Here is a 17744-nt window from a genome sequence, read left to right on the forward strand (position 1 = left end):
ACTGAACCGGACCGCAGCAGCGGCCACCACCAGGAGCATTCATCCATGCTGAGCTTTGAAGAAGATTCGATGGACGCGCTGGCCACACCAGCCGCGCCGGCCACCACGGCGGCCTCGCCCTCTGCATCGCCTGCCGCATCCCCAGCCGCCACATTCAAGCGCGTCAATGCCGCCGACAAGCGCATCATCAACGCCAAGACCGATGTCAACCAGCTGGTGCCCTTCAAGTACAAATGGGCCTGGGAGAAATACCTGGCCACCTGCGCCAACCACTGGATGCCCCAAGAGGTCAACATGACGCGCGACATCGCGCTGTGGAAATCGCCCCATGGCCTGACCGAAGACGAGCGCCGCATCGTCAAGCGCAACCTGGGCTTTTTCGTCACCGCCGATTCGCTGGCAGCCAACAATATTGTGTTGGGCACCTACCGCCATATCACCGCGCCGGAGTGCCGCCAGTTTCTGCTGCGCCAGGCCTTTGAGGAAGCCATCCACACGCATGCCTACCAGTACATTGTGGAGTCGCTGGGCCTGGATGAGGCCGAGATCTTCAACGCCTACAACGAGGTCCCCTCGATCCGCAACAAGGATGCGTTTCTGATCCCCTTCATCGAGGCGATCATGGACCCCAGCTTCCAGACCGGCACGCCGCAGACCGACCAGACCTTGCTCAAGAGCCTGATCGTTTTTGCCTGCCTGATGGAGGGCCTGTTCTTCTATGTCGGCTTCACGCAGATCCTGGCGCTGGGCCGCCAGAACAAGATGACGGGCGCAGCCGAGCAGTACCAGTACATCCTGCGCGACGAGTCCATGCACTGCAACTTCGGCATCGACCTGATCAACCAGCTCAAGCTGGAGAACCCGCAGCTGTGGACCGCCGCGTTCAAGGACGAGATCAAGGCCTTGTTTATTCAAGCAGTCGAACTTGAATATCAATATGCCGAAGACACGATGCCCAGAGGTGTGCTGGGCATGAACGCATCGATGTTCAAAGGCTACCTGCGCTACATCGCCAACCGCCGCGCAACGCAGATCGGCCTTGAAGCTTTGTACCCCAACGAGGACAACCCTTTCCCGTGGATGAGCGAGATGATCGACCTGAAAAAGGAGCGAAATTTCTTCGAGACACGGGTCATCGAATACCAGTCCGGTGGCGCGCTTTCCTGGGATTGACGCCGACCTTGATGTGCAAACCCCGTCAGAATGTGGTTTTCCTGAGAGAAAACTGTGAAATTTGGCGTCTTTATTGAGGTTTGCACTATGCCAGTTGCTAGCAGCTGATGCACAATTCAGTTTGCTATCAAAACTTCGTGTCGAATTCAATCAGGCATGAAGTCTGCTTTCTAAATTGACCCGAAGGAGAAGAGCATGGCAACGTCCAAAGCAAGCAAGAAAACTGCTGACACCAAGGCAACTGCCAAGAAGGCAGTTGCAACCAAGGCAGCCGCCCCCAAGGCAGCTGCAAAGCCCAAGGCCGCTGCCAAGCCAGCCGCCACCAAGGCAGCTGCAAAGCCTGCTGCCAAGGCCGTCGCCAAAAAGGCCGCTGCTAAGCCAGCCGCCAAGAAGGCCGCCGCCAAGCCCGCAACCAAATCCACCGCAGCTGCCAAGACTGCCGTGAAGAAGGCTGCCGCTCCTGCCAAGAAGGCCGCTGCTCCTGCGAAGAAGGCTGCCGCTCCCGCCAAGAAGGCCGCCGCTCCAGCCAAGAAGGCCGCTGCTCCTGCGAAGAAGGCTGCAGCTCCTGCCAAGAAGGCTGCAGCTCCTGCCAAGAAGGCCGCTGCTCCTGCCAAGAAGGCTGCAGCTCCTGCGAAGAAGGCTGCTGCTCCAGCTAAGAAGGCTGCTGCTCCTGCGAAGAAGGCCGCTGCTCCAGCTAAGAAGGCTGCAGCTCCTGCGAAGAAGGCTGCCGCTCCTGCGAAGAAGGCTGCCGCTCCTGCGAAGAAGGCTGCCGCTCCTGCGAAGAAGGCTGCCGCTCCTGCCAAGAAGGCCGCTGCTCCTGCGAAGAAGGCTGCTGCTCCAGCTAAGAAGGCTGCCGCTCCTGCGAAGAAGGCCGCTGCTCCAGCCAAGAAGGCTGCCGCTCCTGCCAAGGCTCCAGCACCCGCCAAGAAGGCCGCTGCTCCTGCCAAGGCCCCTGCTGCTGCCAAGGCTCCAGCACCTGCGAAGAAGGCTGCTCCCGCCAAGAAGGCTGCCGCTCCTGCCAAGGCCCCTGCTGCTGCTGCGCCTGCTGCTGCAGAGCCTGTCAAGACCGTGCTCAGCACCAATGCTGCTTGGCCTTTCCCCACCAACAGCCGCCCACAATAAGACCACCAAGCCGGGCAACCTGCCCGGGTGCCGCAAGGCACCGCTTGGTCACCAAGGCAACGCGATGCGTTGCCTTTTTTCTTGTCTGTCGTGCGGCGCTTTTCATGTCTGGCTACAAGGCCTCCCAAATGCCAGACAATACGGGCTCATGAATGATGCCCTTCTTCCCACACCGCCAGCCAGCGCGCATGCAGCCACTGCCGCGATGGCACGCAAACCCAGTGCCGCCCGTCTGCGCAAGATTGACATGATCCTGGGCTCGGCAGAGCGGCATTTCGCATTGCTGGGTTTTGAAGGTGCACCGCTGGAGCAGATCGCGCAGGACGCAGGCTTTAGCCGCCACAACCTGCTGTACTACTACCCCAGCAAAGAGGCGCTGTACCAGGCGGTGCTGGCCTCGGTGATCGATGACTGGCTGGGCCATATGACGGGCCTGTCCAAGGACGGCGAGCCGGCCCAGCAGATCCGCCAGTACATCCGCGAGAAATTCGAGTTTGCGCGCACCCGCCCTTATGGCAGCCAGCTGTTCACCAAGGAGATGATTGCCGGCGCGCCGTTTGCGGCCTCTGCGGTGCGCGAGCGCATCGCACCGTTGCTGGCAGCCAATGTGGCAGCGTTTGCGCATTGGGCCGAACAAGGCCGGATCGCGCCCGTCAATTTCCAGCACCTGATGTTCAGCATCTGGGCCATCACCCAAGGCTATGTCGACCAGCAAACCCAGTTTGCGCTGCTGCAGAACAAGGCCGCACTGGACGCAGGTGACTTCGCCCAGGCCGAGGCCTTGCTGGTGCAGATGCTGTCGGCCACGCTCAAGATCGAACTGCCCGATTGAGCAAGGACCTGCGGCCCCTGGTGCAGCGCTTGTCCCCCGTGCTGCATGTCGCATTTGCCTGTACATATCCAAATTTGATAGCAACATTCCAAGCATCCATCGATGCTTGCGCAAATCCAGTGCTGAGGGATCGCGATCCGACAGCACAGCCCCCTGGATTTTTTAGCCCCCGCAGTCTTGAACTGTCATCAAATGACCTTATTATTAGCACTCGAAGGGGTAGAGTGCTAAAACCACCACTTCTCAGAAATTTTTGCGTATTTGGCGCGGCATCTGCCGGGCCATCTTTCATCAAAACCTGGTATTGATATTGAAGGAGTTGTTATGAACCTGCGTCCTCTGCACGATCGCGTGATCGTTAAGCGTCTGGAAAACGAAACCAAGACCGCTTCGGGCATCTACATCCCCGACAACGCTGCTGAAAAGCCAGACCAAGGCGAAGTGCTGGCCGTTGGCCCAGGCAAGAAGAACGACAAGGGCGAGTCCATCACCCTGGGCGTGAAGGTCGGCGACCGCGTGCTGTTCGGCAAGTACTCCGGCCAATCGGTCAAGGTGGACGGCAATGAACTGCTGGTGATGAAAGAAGAAGACCTCTTCGCCGTCGTCGAGAAATAAAGCTACTGCGCAGGTGCCAGGCGTCGTTGCGCGGTGCTCGCAATCCTCACGTACCCAAGTACGTTCCGGTTGCTGCGCTCCATGCGCCTAGCCTGACACCTGCTCGCTACGCTTTCTCTCCCGAGCATTCATTCTCATTTCAAGTTTTCAAGTATTTAGGAGCCAAAAATGGCAGCAAAAGACGTAGTATTCGGCGGTGAAGCACGTGCACGCATGGTTGAAGGCGTGAACATTCTGGCTAACGCCGTCAAGGTGACCCTGGGCCCTAAGGGCCGTAACGTGGTGCTCGAGCGTTCGTTCGGCGCCCCTACCGTGACCAAGGACGGTGTGTCCGTGGCCAAGGAAGTGGAACTCAAGGACAAGCTGCAGAACATGGGCGCCCAGCTCGTGAAGGAAGTGGCCTCCAAGACCAACGACATCGCTGGTGACGGCACCACGACCGCTACCGTGCTGGCCCAAGCCATCGTGCGCGAAGGCTCCAAGTACGTGGCCGCTGGCCTGAACCCAATGGATCTGAAGCGCGGTATCGACAAGGCTGTCGCTGCCCTGGTGGAAGAGCTCAAGAAGCAATCCAAGGCCACCACCACCTCCAAGGAAATCGCCCAAGTCGGTTCGATCTCCGCCAACTCCGACGAATCCGTGGGCAAGATCATTGCTGACGCGATGGACAAGGTCGGCAAGGAAGGCGTGATCACCGTGGAAGAAGGCAAGTCGCTGGACAACGAACTCGACGTCGTTGAAGGCATGCAGTTCGACCGTGGCTACCTGTCGCCCTACTTCATCAACAACCCAGAAAAGCAAGCCGCGATCCTGGACAACCCCTTCGTGCTGCTGTTCGACAAGAAGATCAGCAACATCCGTGACCTGCTGCCTACGCTGGAAGCCGTGGCCAAGGCCGGCCGTCCTCTGCTGATCATTGCAGAAGACGTCGAAGGCGAAGCACTGGCTACCCTGGTGGTCAACACCATCCGTGGCATCCTGAAGGTGGTGGCTGTGAAGGCTCCAGGCTTTGGCGACCGTCGCAAGGCCATGCTGGAAGACATCGCCATCCTGACCGGCGGCAAGGTGATCGCTGAAGAAGTGGGCCTGTCGCTGGAAAAGGTGACCCTGGAAGACCTGGGCCAAGCCCAACGCGTCGAAATCGGCAAGGAAAACACCACCATCATCGACGGTGCTGGCCAAGCTGCTGAAATCGAAGCCCGCGTGAAGCAAATCCGCGCTCAGATCGAAGAAGCCACTTCCGACTACGACCGTGAAAAGCTGCAAGAGCGCGTGGCCAAGCTGGCCGGCGGTGTTGCCGTGATCAAGGTGGGCGCTGCCACCGAAGTCGAAATGAAGGAAAAGAAGGCCCGCGTGGAAGACGCCCTGCACGCTACCCGCGCTGCTGTGGAAGAAGGCATTGTGGCCGGTGGTGGCGTGGCTCTGCTGCGCGCCAAGCAATCCGTGGGCGCCCTGGCTACCGGCAATGCCGAGCAAGACGCTGGTATCAAGCTGGTGATGAAGGCCATCGAAGCGCCTCTGCGCGAAATCGTGGCCAACGCCGGTGGCGAGCCATCGGTGGTGGTGGATGCCGTGCTCAAGGGCACGGGCAACTTCGGCTTCAACGCTGCCAACGACACCTACGGCGACATGCTGGAAATGGGTATCCTGGACCCAACGAAGGTGACCCGCACCGCGCTGCAAAACGCTGCGTCCGTGGCTTCGCTGCTGCTGACCACCGAGTGCATGATTGCTGAAGCCCCCAAGGCTGACGCAGCACCTGCGATGCCCGACATGGGCGGCATGGGTGGCATGGGCGGCATGGGCATGTAATTGCCCCGGCTGTCATAGCGCACCATCAAGCCTGCAAGCAAGCTTGCGGGCTTGGTGCCAGACACCAAAAAAACCCGGCACCGTCAAGGTGACCGGGTTTTTTATCGTCTCTGGCTCAGCGAGTCCATCCGCACCGACTCAGCGGCAGGCGCGCTCCAGCATCGCATGCAGCAGCACATTGCAACCTGCGGTGATGTGCTCGGGCTTGGCGTCTTCAATCTCGTTGTGCGAGATGCCATCCTTGCAGGGGATGAAGATCATGCCCGCCGGCGCCAGGCGCGCCATATAGACGGCATCATGGCCCGCGCCGGAGACGGCATCCATGTGGGAGTAGCCCAGCATCTGCGCACCGCGCCGCACGGCATCGATGCAATCCGCGTTGAAGGGCTGGGCGGTGTAGCTGGACACCAGGTCGATCTTGATCGGCAGGCCGGTCTCCTGGCTGATGCGCGCGGCCACCGCACGGATATCCTGGTCCATCGATTCGCAATCGGCATCGGTGGCATTGCGCAGGTCGATGCTGAATTTCACCTCGCCCGGAATCACATTGCGGCTGTTGGGGTGCACATGCACCATGCCCACCGTGCCGCGCCCGTGCGGTGGGTGGCGGTGCGCGCAGGCCACCACCTCCTGCATCACCTGGGTGGCGACCTGCAAGGCATCCTTGCGCAGCGCCATCGGCGTGGGGCCGGCATGCGCTTCCATGCCGGTGACGGTGCAGTCATACCAGCGGATGCCGAGCACGCCGGTCACCACGCCAATGGTCTTGTCATGGTCCTCCAACACCGGGCCTTGCTCGATATGGGTTTCGAAATAGTGGCCAATCGGGTGGTCGCCCGGTTCCTGCGGGCCGATATAACCAATGCGCTCCAGTTCCTCCTTCACGCTTTTGCCCTCGGTATCCTTGGCGGCATAGGCATGCTCCAGGCTGAAGGCCTTGGCAAACACGCCTGAGCCCATCATCACCGGCACAAAGCGCGAGCCCTCCTCGTTGGTCCAGAAGGCCACCTCGATGGGCGCCTCGGTCTCGATGCCATGGTCATTGAGCGTGCGCACCACCTCGATGCCGGCGAGCACGCCATAGTTGCCATCAAACTTGCCACCGGTCGGCTGCGTATCGATATGGCTGCCCGTCATGATCGGCGGCAGGCTGTTGTTGCGGCCTGGGCGGCGCATAAAGCCATTGCCGATCTTGTCGATGGTGACCGTCATGCCCGCCTCCTTGGCCCAGCGTGTCACCAGGTCGCGCCCCTGGCGGTCCAGGTCGGTCAAGGCCAGGCGGCACACGCCCCCTTTGGGGGTGGCACCAATCTGGGCCAGCTCCATCAGCGATGCCCAGAGCCGGTCGCCATTGATGCGCAGCTGGCTGGTATCGGTCTTCACTTTCGTGTCCATGCTTGGTCTCCTTGTTTCATTGCGCGCGGGCCACGGCCGTCGGCGCCGTCTCTTGCGCCCGCCTTTGCACCGCCTGGAAGTTGGGGCCGAAGGCCGGCCGCTTGAAATATTGGCCCGCACCCTTCTCGGCCCGCAGCTCGCCATTGGCATACACCAGCCGGCCTCGGCTGATGGTGTGGCTGGGCAGGCCCGTCACCTGCCGGCCTTCAAAGATGTTGAAATCGCCCTTGGAGTGCTGGGTCTTGGCCGACAAGGTCTTGGTGGCTTTGGGGTCCCAAAGCACCACATCGGCATCGGCGCCCACGCCGACAAAGCCCTTGCGCGGATAGACATTGAAGAGCTTGGCCGTGTTGGCCGAGGTGATCGCGACAAACTCGCTGGGCGTCAGACGCCCGGTGTTCACCCCGGCATCCCAGACCACGGCCATGCGCTCTTCAACGCCACCAGTGCCATTGGGCGTCTTGGCAAAATTGTCCTTGCCCACGGCCTTTTGCTCGGCGCAGAAGGTGCAGTGGTCCGTCGCCGTGGTGTGCAGGTGCCCGGCCTGCAGGCCGCGCCACAGCGCTTCCTGGTGCTCCTTGGGGCGGAACGGCGGGCTCATCACATAGGCGGCGGCCGTCGCGTAGTCGGGGTGGCGGTAGACGCTGTCGTCAATCGTCAAATGGCCGGCCAGCACTTCGCCGTAGACGCGCTGGCCACGCGCCCGAGCGCGGGCAATGGCGTCGGCCGCCTCGATGCAGCTCACATGCACCACGTAGATGGGCACGCCCAGCACATCGGCAATCGCAATGGCCCGGTTGGCGGCCTCGGCCTCCACCATCGGCGGACGGGACAGCGGATGGCCTTCCGGGCCGGTGATGCCCATGCGCGCCACCTCCTGCTGCAGCAGGTAGACCAGCTCGCCGTTTTCGGCATGCACGGTGGGCATGGCGCCCAGCTCCAGCGCGCGCCGGAAGCTGTTGACCAGGGTTTCGTCGTCGCACATGATGGCGTTCTTGTAGGCCATGAAGTGCTTGAAGCTGTTGATGCCTTCGTCGCGCACCAGCCGGCCCATGTCCTCGCGCACCTGCTCACTCCACCAGGTCACCGCCACATGGAAGGAGTAGTCGGCCGCCGACTTCTCGGCCCAGCCGCGCCACTTGCGGTAGGCCTCCATCAGCGGCTCCTGCGGCGCGGGAATCACAAAGTCGATGATGCTGGTGGTGCCACCGGCGAGGCCCGCGGCAGTGCCAGTGAAGAAGTCGTCAGCGGTGACCGTGCCCATGAAGGGCAGCTGCATATGGGTGTGCGGATCAATGCCGCCGGGCATCACATACTGGCCGCTGGCATCCAGCGTTTCGGTGCCGGCCGGCGCCTGGGCCGCAGCCCCCTCACCGACCGCCACAATCTTGCCGTCCACCAGCAGCACATCGGCGCGCTCTTCACGGTCCGCATTCACGACGGTACCACCACGGATCAGAAGGGGGTGGCTGGCTGTGCTCATCATGTCTCTCCTTGGTTCAGATCACAAAAACGGCGGCAGCTGCGCTCAAGCGCGCCGCAGCATGGCCTGCGATGCCACCACATGGCTGGCCATGCCGATGCGGTAGACCACACCGGCAATGAACAGGCCGATGAACCAGGCATAGGCATACAGGTGCTTGAAGATCGCCGCCACATCGGGGAAGCTGGCAGGAAAAGCGGCATTGAGAAAGCCCGGAATATTGGGCGCCACGCCGCAGGCAAATGCGGCAACAGCCACCCAGTTCCAGCCGCCGGAATAGCTGTATTTGCCGCCCTCGCGGTAGAGCTCGTCCACATCGAGCTGGGTGCGGCGGATCAGGAAGTAGTCGACCATCAGGATCCCCGCGATCGGGCCGAGCAGCGCCGAGTAGCCGATCAGCCAAGTGAAGATATAGCCCTGGGTGGACTCCAGAATCTTCCAGGGCATCATCAAAATCGCAATCGCCACGGTGATGTAGCCGCCGGTGCGGTAGCTGATGCGCTTGGGGTTCAGTGCAGAAAAGTCGTAGGCGGGGCCCACCAGGTTGGCCGCCAGATTGACGCTCACCGTATCGACCAGCAGCACGATAAGGGCGATGAGCACCGCAGCGCCGGTCATGCGCGCGGCCACATCCACAGGGTCCCACAGCGCCTTGCCATAGATGACGACCGTGGCCGAGGTGACGATCACCGCCAGGGCCGCCAGCAGCCCCATGGGCACCGGCAGGCCGATGGCCTGGCCCACGATCTGGTCCCGCTGCGAGCGGGCAAAGCGGGTGAAGTCGGGAATGTTCAGCGCCAGGGTCGCCCAAAAACCAATCATGGCTGTGAGCGACGGCCAGAAGGTGCCCCAGAACTGGCCGGCCTTCGCTTCTCCGGCTGCAAAGGCCGACGGCTTGCTCAGGATCGGGCCAAAGCCGCCCGCCTTGTCATACACCCACCACAGCAGCACAAAGCAGATCACGATCTTGGCCGGCGCCGTATAGGTCTCGAGCTTGCGAATGGACTCGATGCCATGCACCACAAAATAGAACTGGATGGCCCAGAAGACGAGGAAGCAGACCAGCTGCGCCACATTGATGCCCAGCCAGGAGATCTTTTCGCTCTCGAGCGGATGGCCCAGGATCACGCCGAGCAAGGTGTAGATCATCAGACCGCCAAACCAGGTCTGGATGCCGTACCAGCCGCAGGCCACCAGCGCGCGCAGCACTGCAGGCAACTTGGCGCCCCGGGTGCCGAAGGAGGCGCGGGCCAGCACTGCATAGGGGATGCCGTATTTGGCGCCCGCATGCCCGATCAGCAGCATCGGCACCAGCACAATCAGGTTGGCCAGAAACACGGTCATCACCGCCTGGAACGCCGACATGCCGCCTTCAACCAGACTGGCAGCCAAGGTGTAGGCCGGAATGCACATCACCATGCCTATCCACAACGCCGTGAAGTGGTACCAGGTCCACGTTCGCTGCGAGGCTTGCGTGGGTGCGAGGTCGTCGTTCCAAAGGCCACCGGCTTCGCTGCCGGCGGCACCCCTTGCTTGCGCGTCATGGGACATTGCTCACTCCTTGAGAGGTGTTATCGATAGGTTCTAAGCGTCCAAATCCAAAGTCTTGGTTTCCATCCTGTAGCACATCGGGTCATGCAAAAAGCGCGCCACCGCAAGGGACGGCGCGCTCGCCGCTCAAGGGGAGATCTGCGCGGCCACCCGTGACGGGTTGTTGGGGTGGGTGGTCCAGTTCGCGTACTCGCCAGTGACGGTCTTGCCGGTGCGCGCATCCACCTCGCCGGGCTGCAGACTGCGCATCGAGATCGTGTCGGGCACCGGGCAGATCGACACGCAAAGGTTGCAGCCCACGCATTCGGCCTCGTTCACCTCAAAGCGGCGCTCACCGGCCTCACCCTTTTGGTAGAAGATGGCCTGGTGCGAGGTGTCTTCGCAAACCACATGGCAGCGGCCGCACTGGATGCAGCTGTCCTGGTCGATCACGGCCTTGTCGATGTGGTTGAGGTTCAGGTCCTTCCAGTCCCTGACGGTGGGCACGGCGCGGCCCTGGAAGTCCTCGATGGTCTTGAAGCCATGCGCGTCCATGTAGTGCGACAGGCCATCGCACATGTCCTGCACGATCTTGAAGCCATAGACCATCGCAGCGGTGCAGACCTGCACCGTGCCGCAGCCCAGCGCAATGTATTCGGCCGCATCCTTCCAGGTGGTGATGCCGCCAATGCCGGAGATCGGCAGGCCAGCGGTTTGCGGATCGCGGGCGATCTCGGCCACCATGTTCTGCGCAATCGGCTTGACTGCCGGGCCGCAGTAGCCGCCGTGCGAGCCCTTGCCATCGGTGCTGGGGTGCATCACTAAGGTGTCCAGGTTCACGCCCATCACCGAGTTGATGGTGTTGATCAGCGACACCGCATCCGCCCCGCCCGCCTTGGCCGCGCGCGCCGGAAAGCGCACATCGGTGATGTTGGGCGTGAGCTTCACAATCACCGGCAGCCGGCTGTAGTGCTTGCACCATTCGGTGACCATCTGGATGTACTCGGGCACCTGGCCCACGGCAGCGCCCATGCCGCGCTCGCTCATGCCGTGCGGGCAGCCAAAGTTCAGCTCAATGCCATCGGCGCCCGTGTCCTCCACCATCGGCAGGATGCGCTTCCAGCTCTCTTCGACGCAGGGCACCATCAGCGAGGCGATCAGCGCGCGATCGGGCCAGGCCCGCTTCACCCGGGCCATCTCCTCCAGGTTGATCTGCAAGGGACGGTCGGTGATCAGCTCGATATTGTTCAGACCCATGACGCGCCGGTCCTGCGACATCAAGGTGGAGTAGCGCGGCCCGTTGACGTTGACCACATGCGGGTCCTCGCCCAGCGTCTTCCAGACCACACCGCCCCAGCCCGCCTCGTAGGCGCGGGTGACGTTAATCTCCTTGTCGGTCGGCGGCGCAGAGGCCAGCCAGAAAGGGTTGGGGCTGCGGATGCCCAGAAAATTGCTGCGAATATCGGCCATGGCGACTCCTTGGTTCGGTGGATAGAGGGCTGGGCGTGCGCTTAGGCGCTGACACCCACTTCGCGCATCAACATGCGGTGCATGGCCGCTGCGGCGCGTTTGCCGTGCTCCACGGCTTCCACCGTCAGGTCTCGGCCGCCCCAGCGGCAGTCGCCCCCCGCCCAGACCCGCTCCAGGCTGGTCTGGCCGTCCTCGTCCGTCTCGATTCGCCCGGCCTTGAGGGCGATACGCGCGCCGGCGGGCTCGGCGATATAGCTCTGGCCGATGGCCTTGAGCACCATATCGGCCGCCAGCACCTCGGTCTCGCCAGTGGTTTGCAGCTTGCCATCGACCTGCTGCGTGGCGGCCAGGCGGATGCCGCTGACGGCACCGTTGTCCACCAGCACCTCTTGCGGCGCCGCCCACAGCCGGATCGTCACACCATGGGTCTGCGCCCATTGCTGCTCCACCGCGGAGGCCGACATCGCATCCTGGCCGCGCCGGTAGACGATAGTGACTTCCTGGGCACCCAGCAGGCGGGCTTGCACGGCCGCGTCCACGGCCGTCATGCCGCCGCCAATCACCACCACACGCCGGCCTACCGGCACCGTGGATTTGTCGGGCGCCTGGCGGATATCGGCAATGAAATCGACCGCATTGCGCAGGCCCTGGGCGGCGGGCTCGGCAATACCCAGGTCATTGACCCCTGCCAGGCCCAGGCCCAGAAACACCGCATCATGGCTGGCCAGCAGGCTGTCCAGGGTGAAGTCGCGGCCCAGCCGCTGGTTGTTGCGCGGGGCAATGCCACCCACCGACAGCAGCCAGTCAATTTCACGCTGTGCAAAATCATCGGTGGTCTTGTAGCTGGCCAGGCCGTACTCGTTCAAGCCGCCAAGCTTGGGTTTGGCATCGAGCAGGCTGACATCATGGCCCTGCAAGGCCAGCAGGTGTGCGCAGGCGAGCCCGGCCGGGCCAGCGCCCACAACAGCCACTTTCTTGCCGGTGGGCTCGGCGCGTTGGAACAGCGGCGCGCCGCCCGCTGCCATGAAGCGGTCGGTGGCATAGCGCTGCAGCGCGCCAATTTCCACCGGCTTGTCCTCATTGGTGTTGCGCACGCAGGCCTGCTCGCACAGCACCTCGGTCGGGCACACCCGGGCGCACATGCCGCCCAGCGGGTTCGATTCGAGAATGGTCTTGGCCGCGCCCCGGATGTTGTCCTGCGCAATGCGGGCGATGAAGCTGGGCACATCGATGCTGGTGGGGCAGGCCGTGGCGCAGGGCGCGTCGTAGCAGTAGTAACAGCGCTCGGCCTCGATCGATGCCTGCGCCCATGTCAGCGGCGGGTGCGCATCTGAAAAGTTATCGGCATATTGTTCCGCGCCAAGCCGTCCTGCGCGCACACCGCATCCTGTGGGTCCGTTCATGACTCATCCTCCTCGACTGGGTTACCAGCGCGAGTGCGAACGGCTCCATCACCATGCCGCCTGCGACCGCGCCACTGCATCTACAACGGGTCCGGCAAATGGCATGGCCGCGCCATCCCATTCACCGCCAAAGCTGCACCAACCAGGGAGGGTTCATCAGGCCCTCATCGTGGGTGTTTTATCTGTCCTGTGCTGCTGTTGCCGCAGCACTTAGGGAACCATTAAATGCCCGATTAAAGTTTTACGCACTGGTAAAAACACTAGGCATAGACTTCTGCCGGCCCTTCAGTCTGGCCACGGGGCGAGGCGAGGCGAGGCGGGGCTGGCCTGGCGCGAACCTGGCGTTCTGGGCTTGTGCGGAAATGCGCAAGGCTGGCCAGCCATGAAGGGGCGATCCATCGGCGCATGCGCCGATCTGCCAGGCGCCATCACCCGCGCAGCAAGCAGTGCCAGCGGAAGGTCTGCATGTGGCTGGAAGCGCAAATCCAGCCTTGGGGCAAGCGCGCGCCTTCTCCCTCCAAGCCCAGCGGCATTGGTGAAACGGGGCCAGCAATCAGCGATAATGATAACAATTCCCATTTGCGTATATGGCAGGGCCGCGTCCCTGGCCACGGCGACGGCGTCCACCGGTTGCGAAGTCCCCTCTTCCCCTTTTTGCAACGGCCGCCTGGTGTTTGAGCGCTACTACCGCGAACTGCTGAACTTTCTGTCCCGATCGGTACAGGACCGCGACACGGCGGCCGATCTGGCCCAGGAGAGCTATGCCCGCGTGCTGGCGGCCCAGCAGACCGGCCAGGCCGTGCAAGACCCGCGCGCGCTGCTCTACCGCACCGCCCGCAACCTGGTCATCGACCAGCACCGGCGCAGCAGCATTCGCGCCGAGCTGGAGACCGCAGCGCCCGCAGCCGGCGATGAGTCGGCGCTGGAGCACCTGCCGGGCCCGCGCACCCTGGAGCCCGAGACCATCCTGGCCTCGCGCGAAGGTCTGGCGGCCCTGGTCGCCACCATCGACCAATTGCCTCCGCGCTGCCGCGAAGCCTTTATGCTCTACAAGTTCGACGGCCTGAGCTATGCCCAGATCGCCGAGCACATGGGCATCTCCACCCGCACCGTCGAGATGCAGCTGCAAATCGCGATGGAGGCCTGCTGGCGTTGCCAGGACCGGCTCGATGGCGTGGCGCATGCCCGCCACGGACGCGCCCGCACCAGACGCGCCAAGCCTTGAGCAGCCCATGCCCGCCTCCGACTCCAGAATTGACCACGAGATGAACGCATCGCCCCTGCCACCAGACAACACCGCCGGCCTGCGCCTGCAGGTGCTGGACTGGTTTGTCCGGCGCCAGCGCGAGAGCTGGAGCACGGCGGACGAGCAGGCCTTGCAGCAGTGGCTGGCGGCCGATGCCGCGCACCGCGCCGCCTATGTGCAGTGGGAGCAGCACTGGCGCGCGATCGATGCCGTGCCCGCCGATGCCATCGCCCAGCTGCGCCGCAACCTGGCGCATGACAAGGCGCAGCCAAGCGCCACGGCCGCTGCTGCCCCCTCGCCGCGCCCGGCCGCAGCAGCGCCTGCGCCTGCCGCAGCCCTGTCAGCATGGCGCCGCCGCTGGCTGTTGCCATCGCTGGGTATGGCCGCTGCGGTCGTGATGACCAGCGGCACGGGCCTGCTGGCCTGGCAGCACTGGCAGGCGCAACCCGTGTTCAAACAGGCCTATGCCTCGCAGCGCGGCCAGCAGCTGCAGGTACAGCTGCCCGATGGCAGCGAGCTGCGCCTCGATACCGCCACCCGGCTGGAGGTGGCCTACTACCGCGACCGCCGCGAAGTGCTGCTGCACGAGGGCCAGGCCGTGTTCAGCGTGCAGGCTGGTCCGCAGCGGCCTTTCCATGTGCTGAGCGGCCCGGTCGGCATCACCGTGGTGGGCACCCGGTTTTCGGTGCGCTACACGCCGGGCCTGGCTGGCAGCGATGGCGTGCGCGTGGCCGTCGAAGAAGGAAAGGTGCGCGTGGTACGCCGCGATGGCGCGCCCGGCCCCGCGCTGGCGCAGATCGCCGAAGCCCAGACCTTGGTAGCCGGCCAGCAGATCAGCGCCAACCCCGAAGGCAGCCTGCGCCCCATCCAGCCCGTCGCCGCCGAAGGCATTGCCGCCTGGCGCGAGCACCGCATCAGCTTTGTCAACACGCCGCTTGCGCAGGCGCTGGCCGAGTTTGAGCGCTACGGCAGCACGGGCCTCGCGATCAGCGACCCGGCCGTGGCCGCGCTGCGCCTGAGCGGCACCTTTGACCCCAGCGATACCCAGACCTTGCGCAAGGTGCTGCCCCATGCGCTGCCGGTGCGGTTGCAGCAGGTGGCGGGCGGACTGGAAATACGCGCGCTGCGTTGACGTCGCCAAGCCCCAGAAAATTTTTAATATTTTTTCGCGCTCACTACCGTATATCTCTCAACTCGTGCGTCTACCTCAGTAGGAATGATTTGCATTGACTACTTTGAGGACCTCCATGTCGTACCCCCTTCTGCGCCCCGCTCCGCTGGCTTTGGCCATGGCCCTGGCCTTGGGCTCCGTAGCAGCCCATGCGCAAAGCGCCGCGCTGCCGACCACGCCACTGGCCTTCAGCATCCAGGCCCAGCCGCTGGCAGAGGCGCTCAATGACTGGGCGCGGCAAACGCGCATCCAGCTGATTGCCCAGCAAGGCCTGGTCGCCGGTAAGCGGGCCCCCGCCATCCTCGGCACCTTGACGCCCAACCAGGCGCTGGACCGCTTGCTGGCCGGCACCGGCCTGGTGGCCACGGTCGAAGGCCAGGCCGTGGTGATCAAGACCGCCTCGGTGGGGGAAGAAGGCGCGACCCTGGCGACCGTCACCGTGACGGCCGATGCCCAGCGCGATGGCGCCACCGAAGGCACGGGCAGCTACACCCAACGCGGCCCCAGCGCCACCGCCACGGGCTTGAGCCTGAGCCTGCGCGAAACCCCGCAGTCGGTCAGCGTGATGACGCGCCAGCGCATGGATGACTTCAAACTCGACACCCTGACCGATGTGATGGAGCAGACCCCGGGCATCGGCACCTACCGCCAGGGCAATGCCACCGATTTCCAGGCGCGCGGCACCTCGGTCAACCTGCAGACCGATGGCATGGCCCAAGTGCGCAGCGGCTGGTACTACCTGACCAGCACCTTGTTCTCGCTCGACGACATGGCCGAGATCGACCACATCGATGTGCTCAAGGGCTCGTCGGGCCTGGTGGTTGGCAAGGGCGAATACGGCGCCACCGTCAACATGGTGCGCAAGCGCCCCACACGGACCTTCCAGGCCAGCGTGCAGGCCAGCGCCGGCAGCTGGGACAGCTACCGCGCGCAGGCCGATATCGGTGGCCCGCTCAACGAGGCGGGCACCCTGCGCGGCCGCCTGGTGGCCTCGGCCACCGATGCGGGCAGCTTTCGCGACCATGAAGACAGCAGAAGCAAGATGCTGTTCGGCACCCTGGAAGCAGACCTCAGCCCGGACACCTTGTTGAATGTCGGCTTTACCTACCGCCAGCGTGCGGCCAACGGCATCGGCACCACCCAACCCATCCAGGGCTACACCCGTGCCGGCGTCAAAACGCCCGACCGGCCGCGTTCGTTCAACACCGGCGCGCCCTGGGGCGGCTATGACCAGGATTCGCTCAACCTCTTCGGCAGCCTGGAGCAGCGCCTGGGCAATGGCTGGACGAGCAGCCTCAAGTTCTCGCACCAACAGATCCGCATGGACGATATGTTTGCCGCCTATCTGTACGACCAGGACCGGGTCAACTACGGCCGCTGGACCGACATGCGCAACGACAACTGGACCCTGAACCTGGACATCAAGGGCCCGTTCAGCCTGCTGGGCCGCCAGCATGAGCTGCTCGCCGGCATCGGTATCTCGCGCTTCCAGAGCAGCGTCAAGCTGCCGTTGAACGCGCTGACCCTGCTGCCGCTCGATGGCCTGGGCACCAGCTACGACCAGGGCGGCGCCTACCTGCCCGAGCCCGACACCAGCAGCTGGACCTATGGCGACAACCGCTTCAGCCAAAAGCAGCGCTATGCCTATGCGGCAGGCCGCTTTCAGCTCAGCGATCCTGTGCAGCTGATTGCCGGCTTGCGCGTGACCAAGTTCGAGGAGCGCGACACCACCCCCTACTGGTGGAACTACGACATGAACGAGAGCGCGGTCTACACGCCCTACGCCGGTCTGGTCTATGACTTCCACCCCAACATGTCGGCCTACGCCAGCTACGCCAGCATCTTCCAGCCGCAGACCTCGCAGGACGAGCAGGGCCGCACCCTCAAGCCCGAAGAAGGCAACACCTATGAGGTCGGCATCAAGGGCGAGTTCTTTGACAAGCGCCTCAATGCCAGCATCAGCCACTACTGGATCAAGACCAAGAACACCGCCGAGGAAACCGGTGGACTCACCCCTGGTGGCGACACCGCCTACCGCTCCGTCGCCTCTGCCACCCGTCACGGCTGGGAGCTGGAGCTGTCGGGCGAGCTGGCACGCGGCTGGCAGGCCCAGGGCAGCCTGGTGCGGCAAAACAGCTCGCTGAGCAACACCAGCCAGTACCCCGAGTACCAGTTCAAACTGGGCAGCACCTACCGCTTTGACGAAGGCGCGCTGCGTGGCCTGACCGTCGGTGCCTCCACCCGCTGGCAGGACAAGACCTCCGTCAGCAACAGCGCTGCTACCCTGGAACAAAGCAGCTACGCGGTGCTGGACCTGATGGCCCGCTACCAGGTCGACAAGCAGCTGTCCTTCAGCCTGAACGTCAACAACGCGCTGGACAAGCACTACAAAGCGGGTGTGAACAACTTCAGCGCCATTGGCCTGTACTACACCTGGGGAGCGCCGCGCAGCGTGAATGTGGGCATGCGTTACGACTTCTGAGCGGGATGAA

At 63.5% G+C, this 17744-nt stretch carries 13 protein-coding genes; 8 read left to right on the forward strand and 5 right to left on the reverse strand.

Annotated elements, in window-relative coordinates; translation table 11 throughout:
• The first annotated feature begins 45 nt into the window (after positions 1-45).
• The 5 genes from WH265_RS07530 (at position 46) to groL (ending at position 5554) form a co-directional block, all read left to right on the forward strand.
• Positions 46-1173: a ribonucleotide-diphosphate reductase subunit beta gene (locus WH265_RS07530; protein WP_445228491.1), complete on the forward strand. Its 1128-nt coding sequence runs from the start codon at positions 46-48 to the stop codon at positions 1171-1173.
• A gap of 195 nt (positions 1174-1368) precedes the next feature.
• On the forward strand, positions 1369-2295 hold the full coding sequence (locus tag WH265_RS07535; RefSeq protein ID WP_339557829.1) for a hypothetical protein: 927 nt from the start codon (positions 1369-1371) through the stop codon (positions 2293-2295).
• Between the two features lie 148 nt (positions 2296-2443).
• A complete protein-coding gene (locus WH265_RS07540; RefSeq protein WP_339557830.1) occupies positions 2444-3127 on the forward strand; it encodes a TetR family transcriptional regulator C-terminal domain-containing protein in 684 nt (227 codons plus the stop codon).
• Between the two features lie 324 nt (positions 3128-3451).
• Entirely contained in the window at positions 3452-3742 is a 291-nt protein-coding gene (locus WH265_RS07545) for a co-chaperone GroES (protein ID WP_021025779.1), read from the forward strand.
• A 168-nt stretch (positions 3743-3910) separates the two neighbouring features.
• Positions 3911-5554: a chaperonin GroEL gene (gene groL, locus WH265_RS07550; protein ID WP_339517284.1), complete on the forward strand. Its 1644-nt coding sequence runs from the start codon at positions 3911-3913 to the stop codon at positions 5552-5554.
• A gap of 138 nt (positions 5555-5692) precedes the next feature.
• Here groL and WH265_RS07555 read toward each other — a convergent pair whose 3' ends face one another.
• The 5 genes from WH265_RS07555 to WH265_RS07575 all read right to left on the reverse strand — a co-directional run bounded on the left by WH265_RS07555 (position 5693) and on the right by WH265_RS07575 (position 12835).
• On the reverse strand, positions 5693-6949 hold the full coding sequence (locus WH265_RS07555; RefSeq protein WP_339557831.1) for a Zn-dependent hydrolase: 1257 nt from the start codon (positions 6947-6949) through the stop codon (positions 5693-5695).
• Positions 6950-6965: 16 nt separating this feature from the next.
• On the reverse strand, positions 6966-8432 hold the full coding sequence (gene hydA / locus WH265_RS07560; RefSeq protein ID WP_339557832.1) for a dihydropyrimidinase: 1467 nt from the start codon (positions 8430-8432) through the stop codon (positions 6966-6968).
• A 45-nt stretch (positions 8433-8477) separates the two neighbouring features.
• Positions 8478-9983: an NCS1 family nucleobase:cation symporter-1 gene (locus tag WH265_RS07565; RefSeq protein WP_339557833.1), complete on the reverse strand. Its 1506-nt coding sequence runs from the start codon at positions 9981-9983 to the stop codon at positions 8478-8480.
• Between the two features lie 126 nt (positions 9984-10109).
• Complete coding sequence (gene preA, locus WH265_RS07570; RefSeq protein ID WP_339557834.1) at positions 10110-11432, reverse strand: NAD-dependent dihydropyrimidine dehydrogenase subunit PreA; 1323 nt, start codon at positions 11430-11432, stop codon at positions 10110-10112.
• Positions 11433-11473: 41 nt separating this feature from the next.
• Positions 11474-12835: an NAD(P)-dependent oxidoreductase gene (locus tag WH265_RS07575; RefSeq protein ID WP_339557835.1), complete on the reverse strand. Its 1362-nt coding sequence runs from the start codon at positions 12833-12835 to the stop codon at positions 11474-11476.
• A gap of 670 nt (positions 12836-13505) precedes the next feature.
• Between WH265_RS07575 and WH265_RS07580 the strand changes: the two genes are divergently transcribed.
• From WH265_RS07580 to WH265_RS07590, 3 genes are all read left to right on the forward strand, one after another.
• The gene (locus WH265_RS07580) at positions 13506-14060 is read left to right on the forward strand and encodes a sigma-70 family RNA polymerase sigma factor (protein WP_339557879.1); all 555 of its coding nucleotides are present in this window, start codon (positions 13506-13508) and stop codon (positions 14058-14060) included.
• 7 nt (positions 14061-14067) lie between these two features.
• On the forward strand, positions 14068-15213 hold the full coding sequence (locus WH265_RS07585) for a FecR family protein (protein ID WP_339557836.1): 1146 nt from the start codon (positions 14068-14070) through the stop codon (positions 15211-15213).
• Positions 15214-15328: 115 nt separating this feature from the next.
• On the forward strand, positions 15329-17734 hold the full coding sequence (locus tag WH265_RS07590) for a TonB-dependent siderophore receptor (RefSeq protein ID WP_339557837.1): 2406 nt from the start codon (positions 15329-15331) through the stop codon (positions 17732-17734).
• Positions 17735-17744 lie beyond the last annotated feature (10 nt).

Source organism: Comamonas sp. MYb396, assembly GCF_037479555.1.
GTDB lineage: Bacteria > Pseudomonadota > Gammaproteobacteria > Burkholderiales > Burkholderiaceae_C > Comamonas.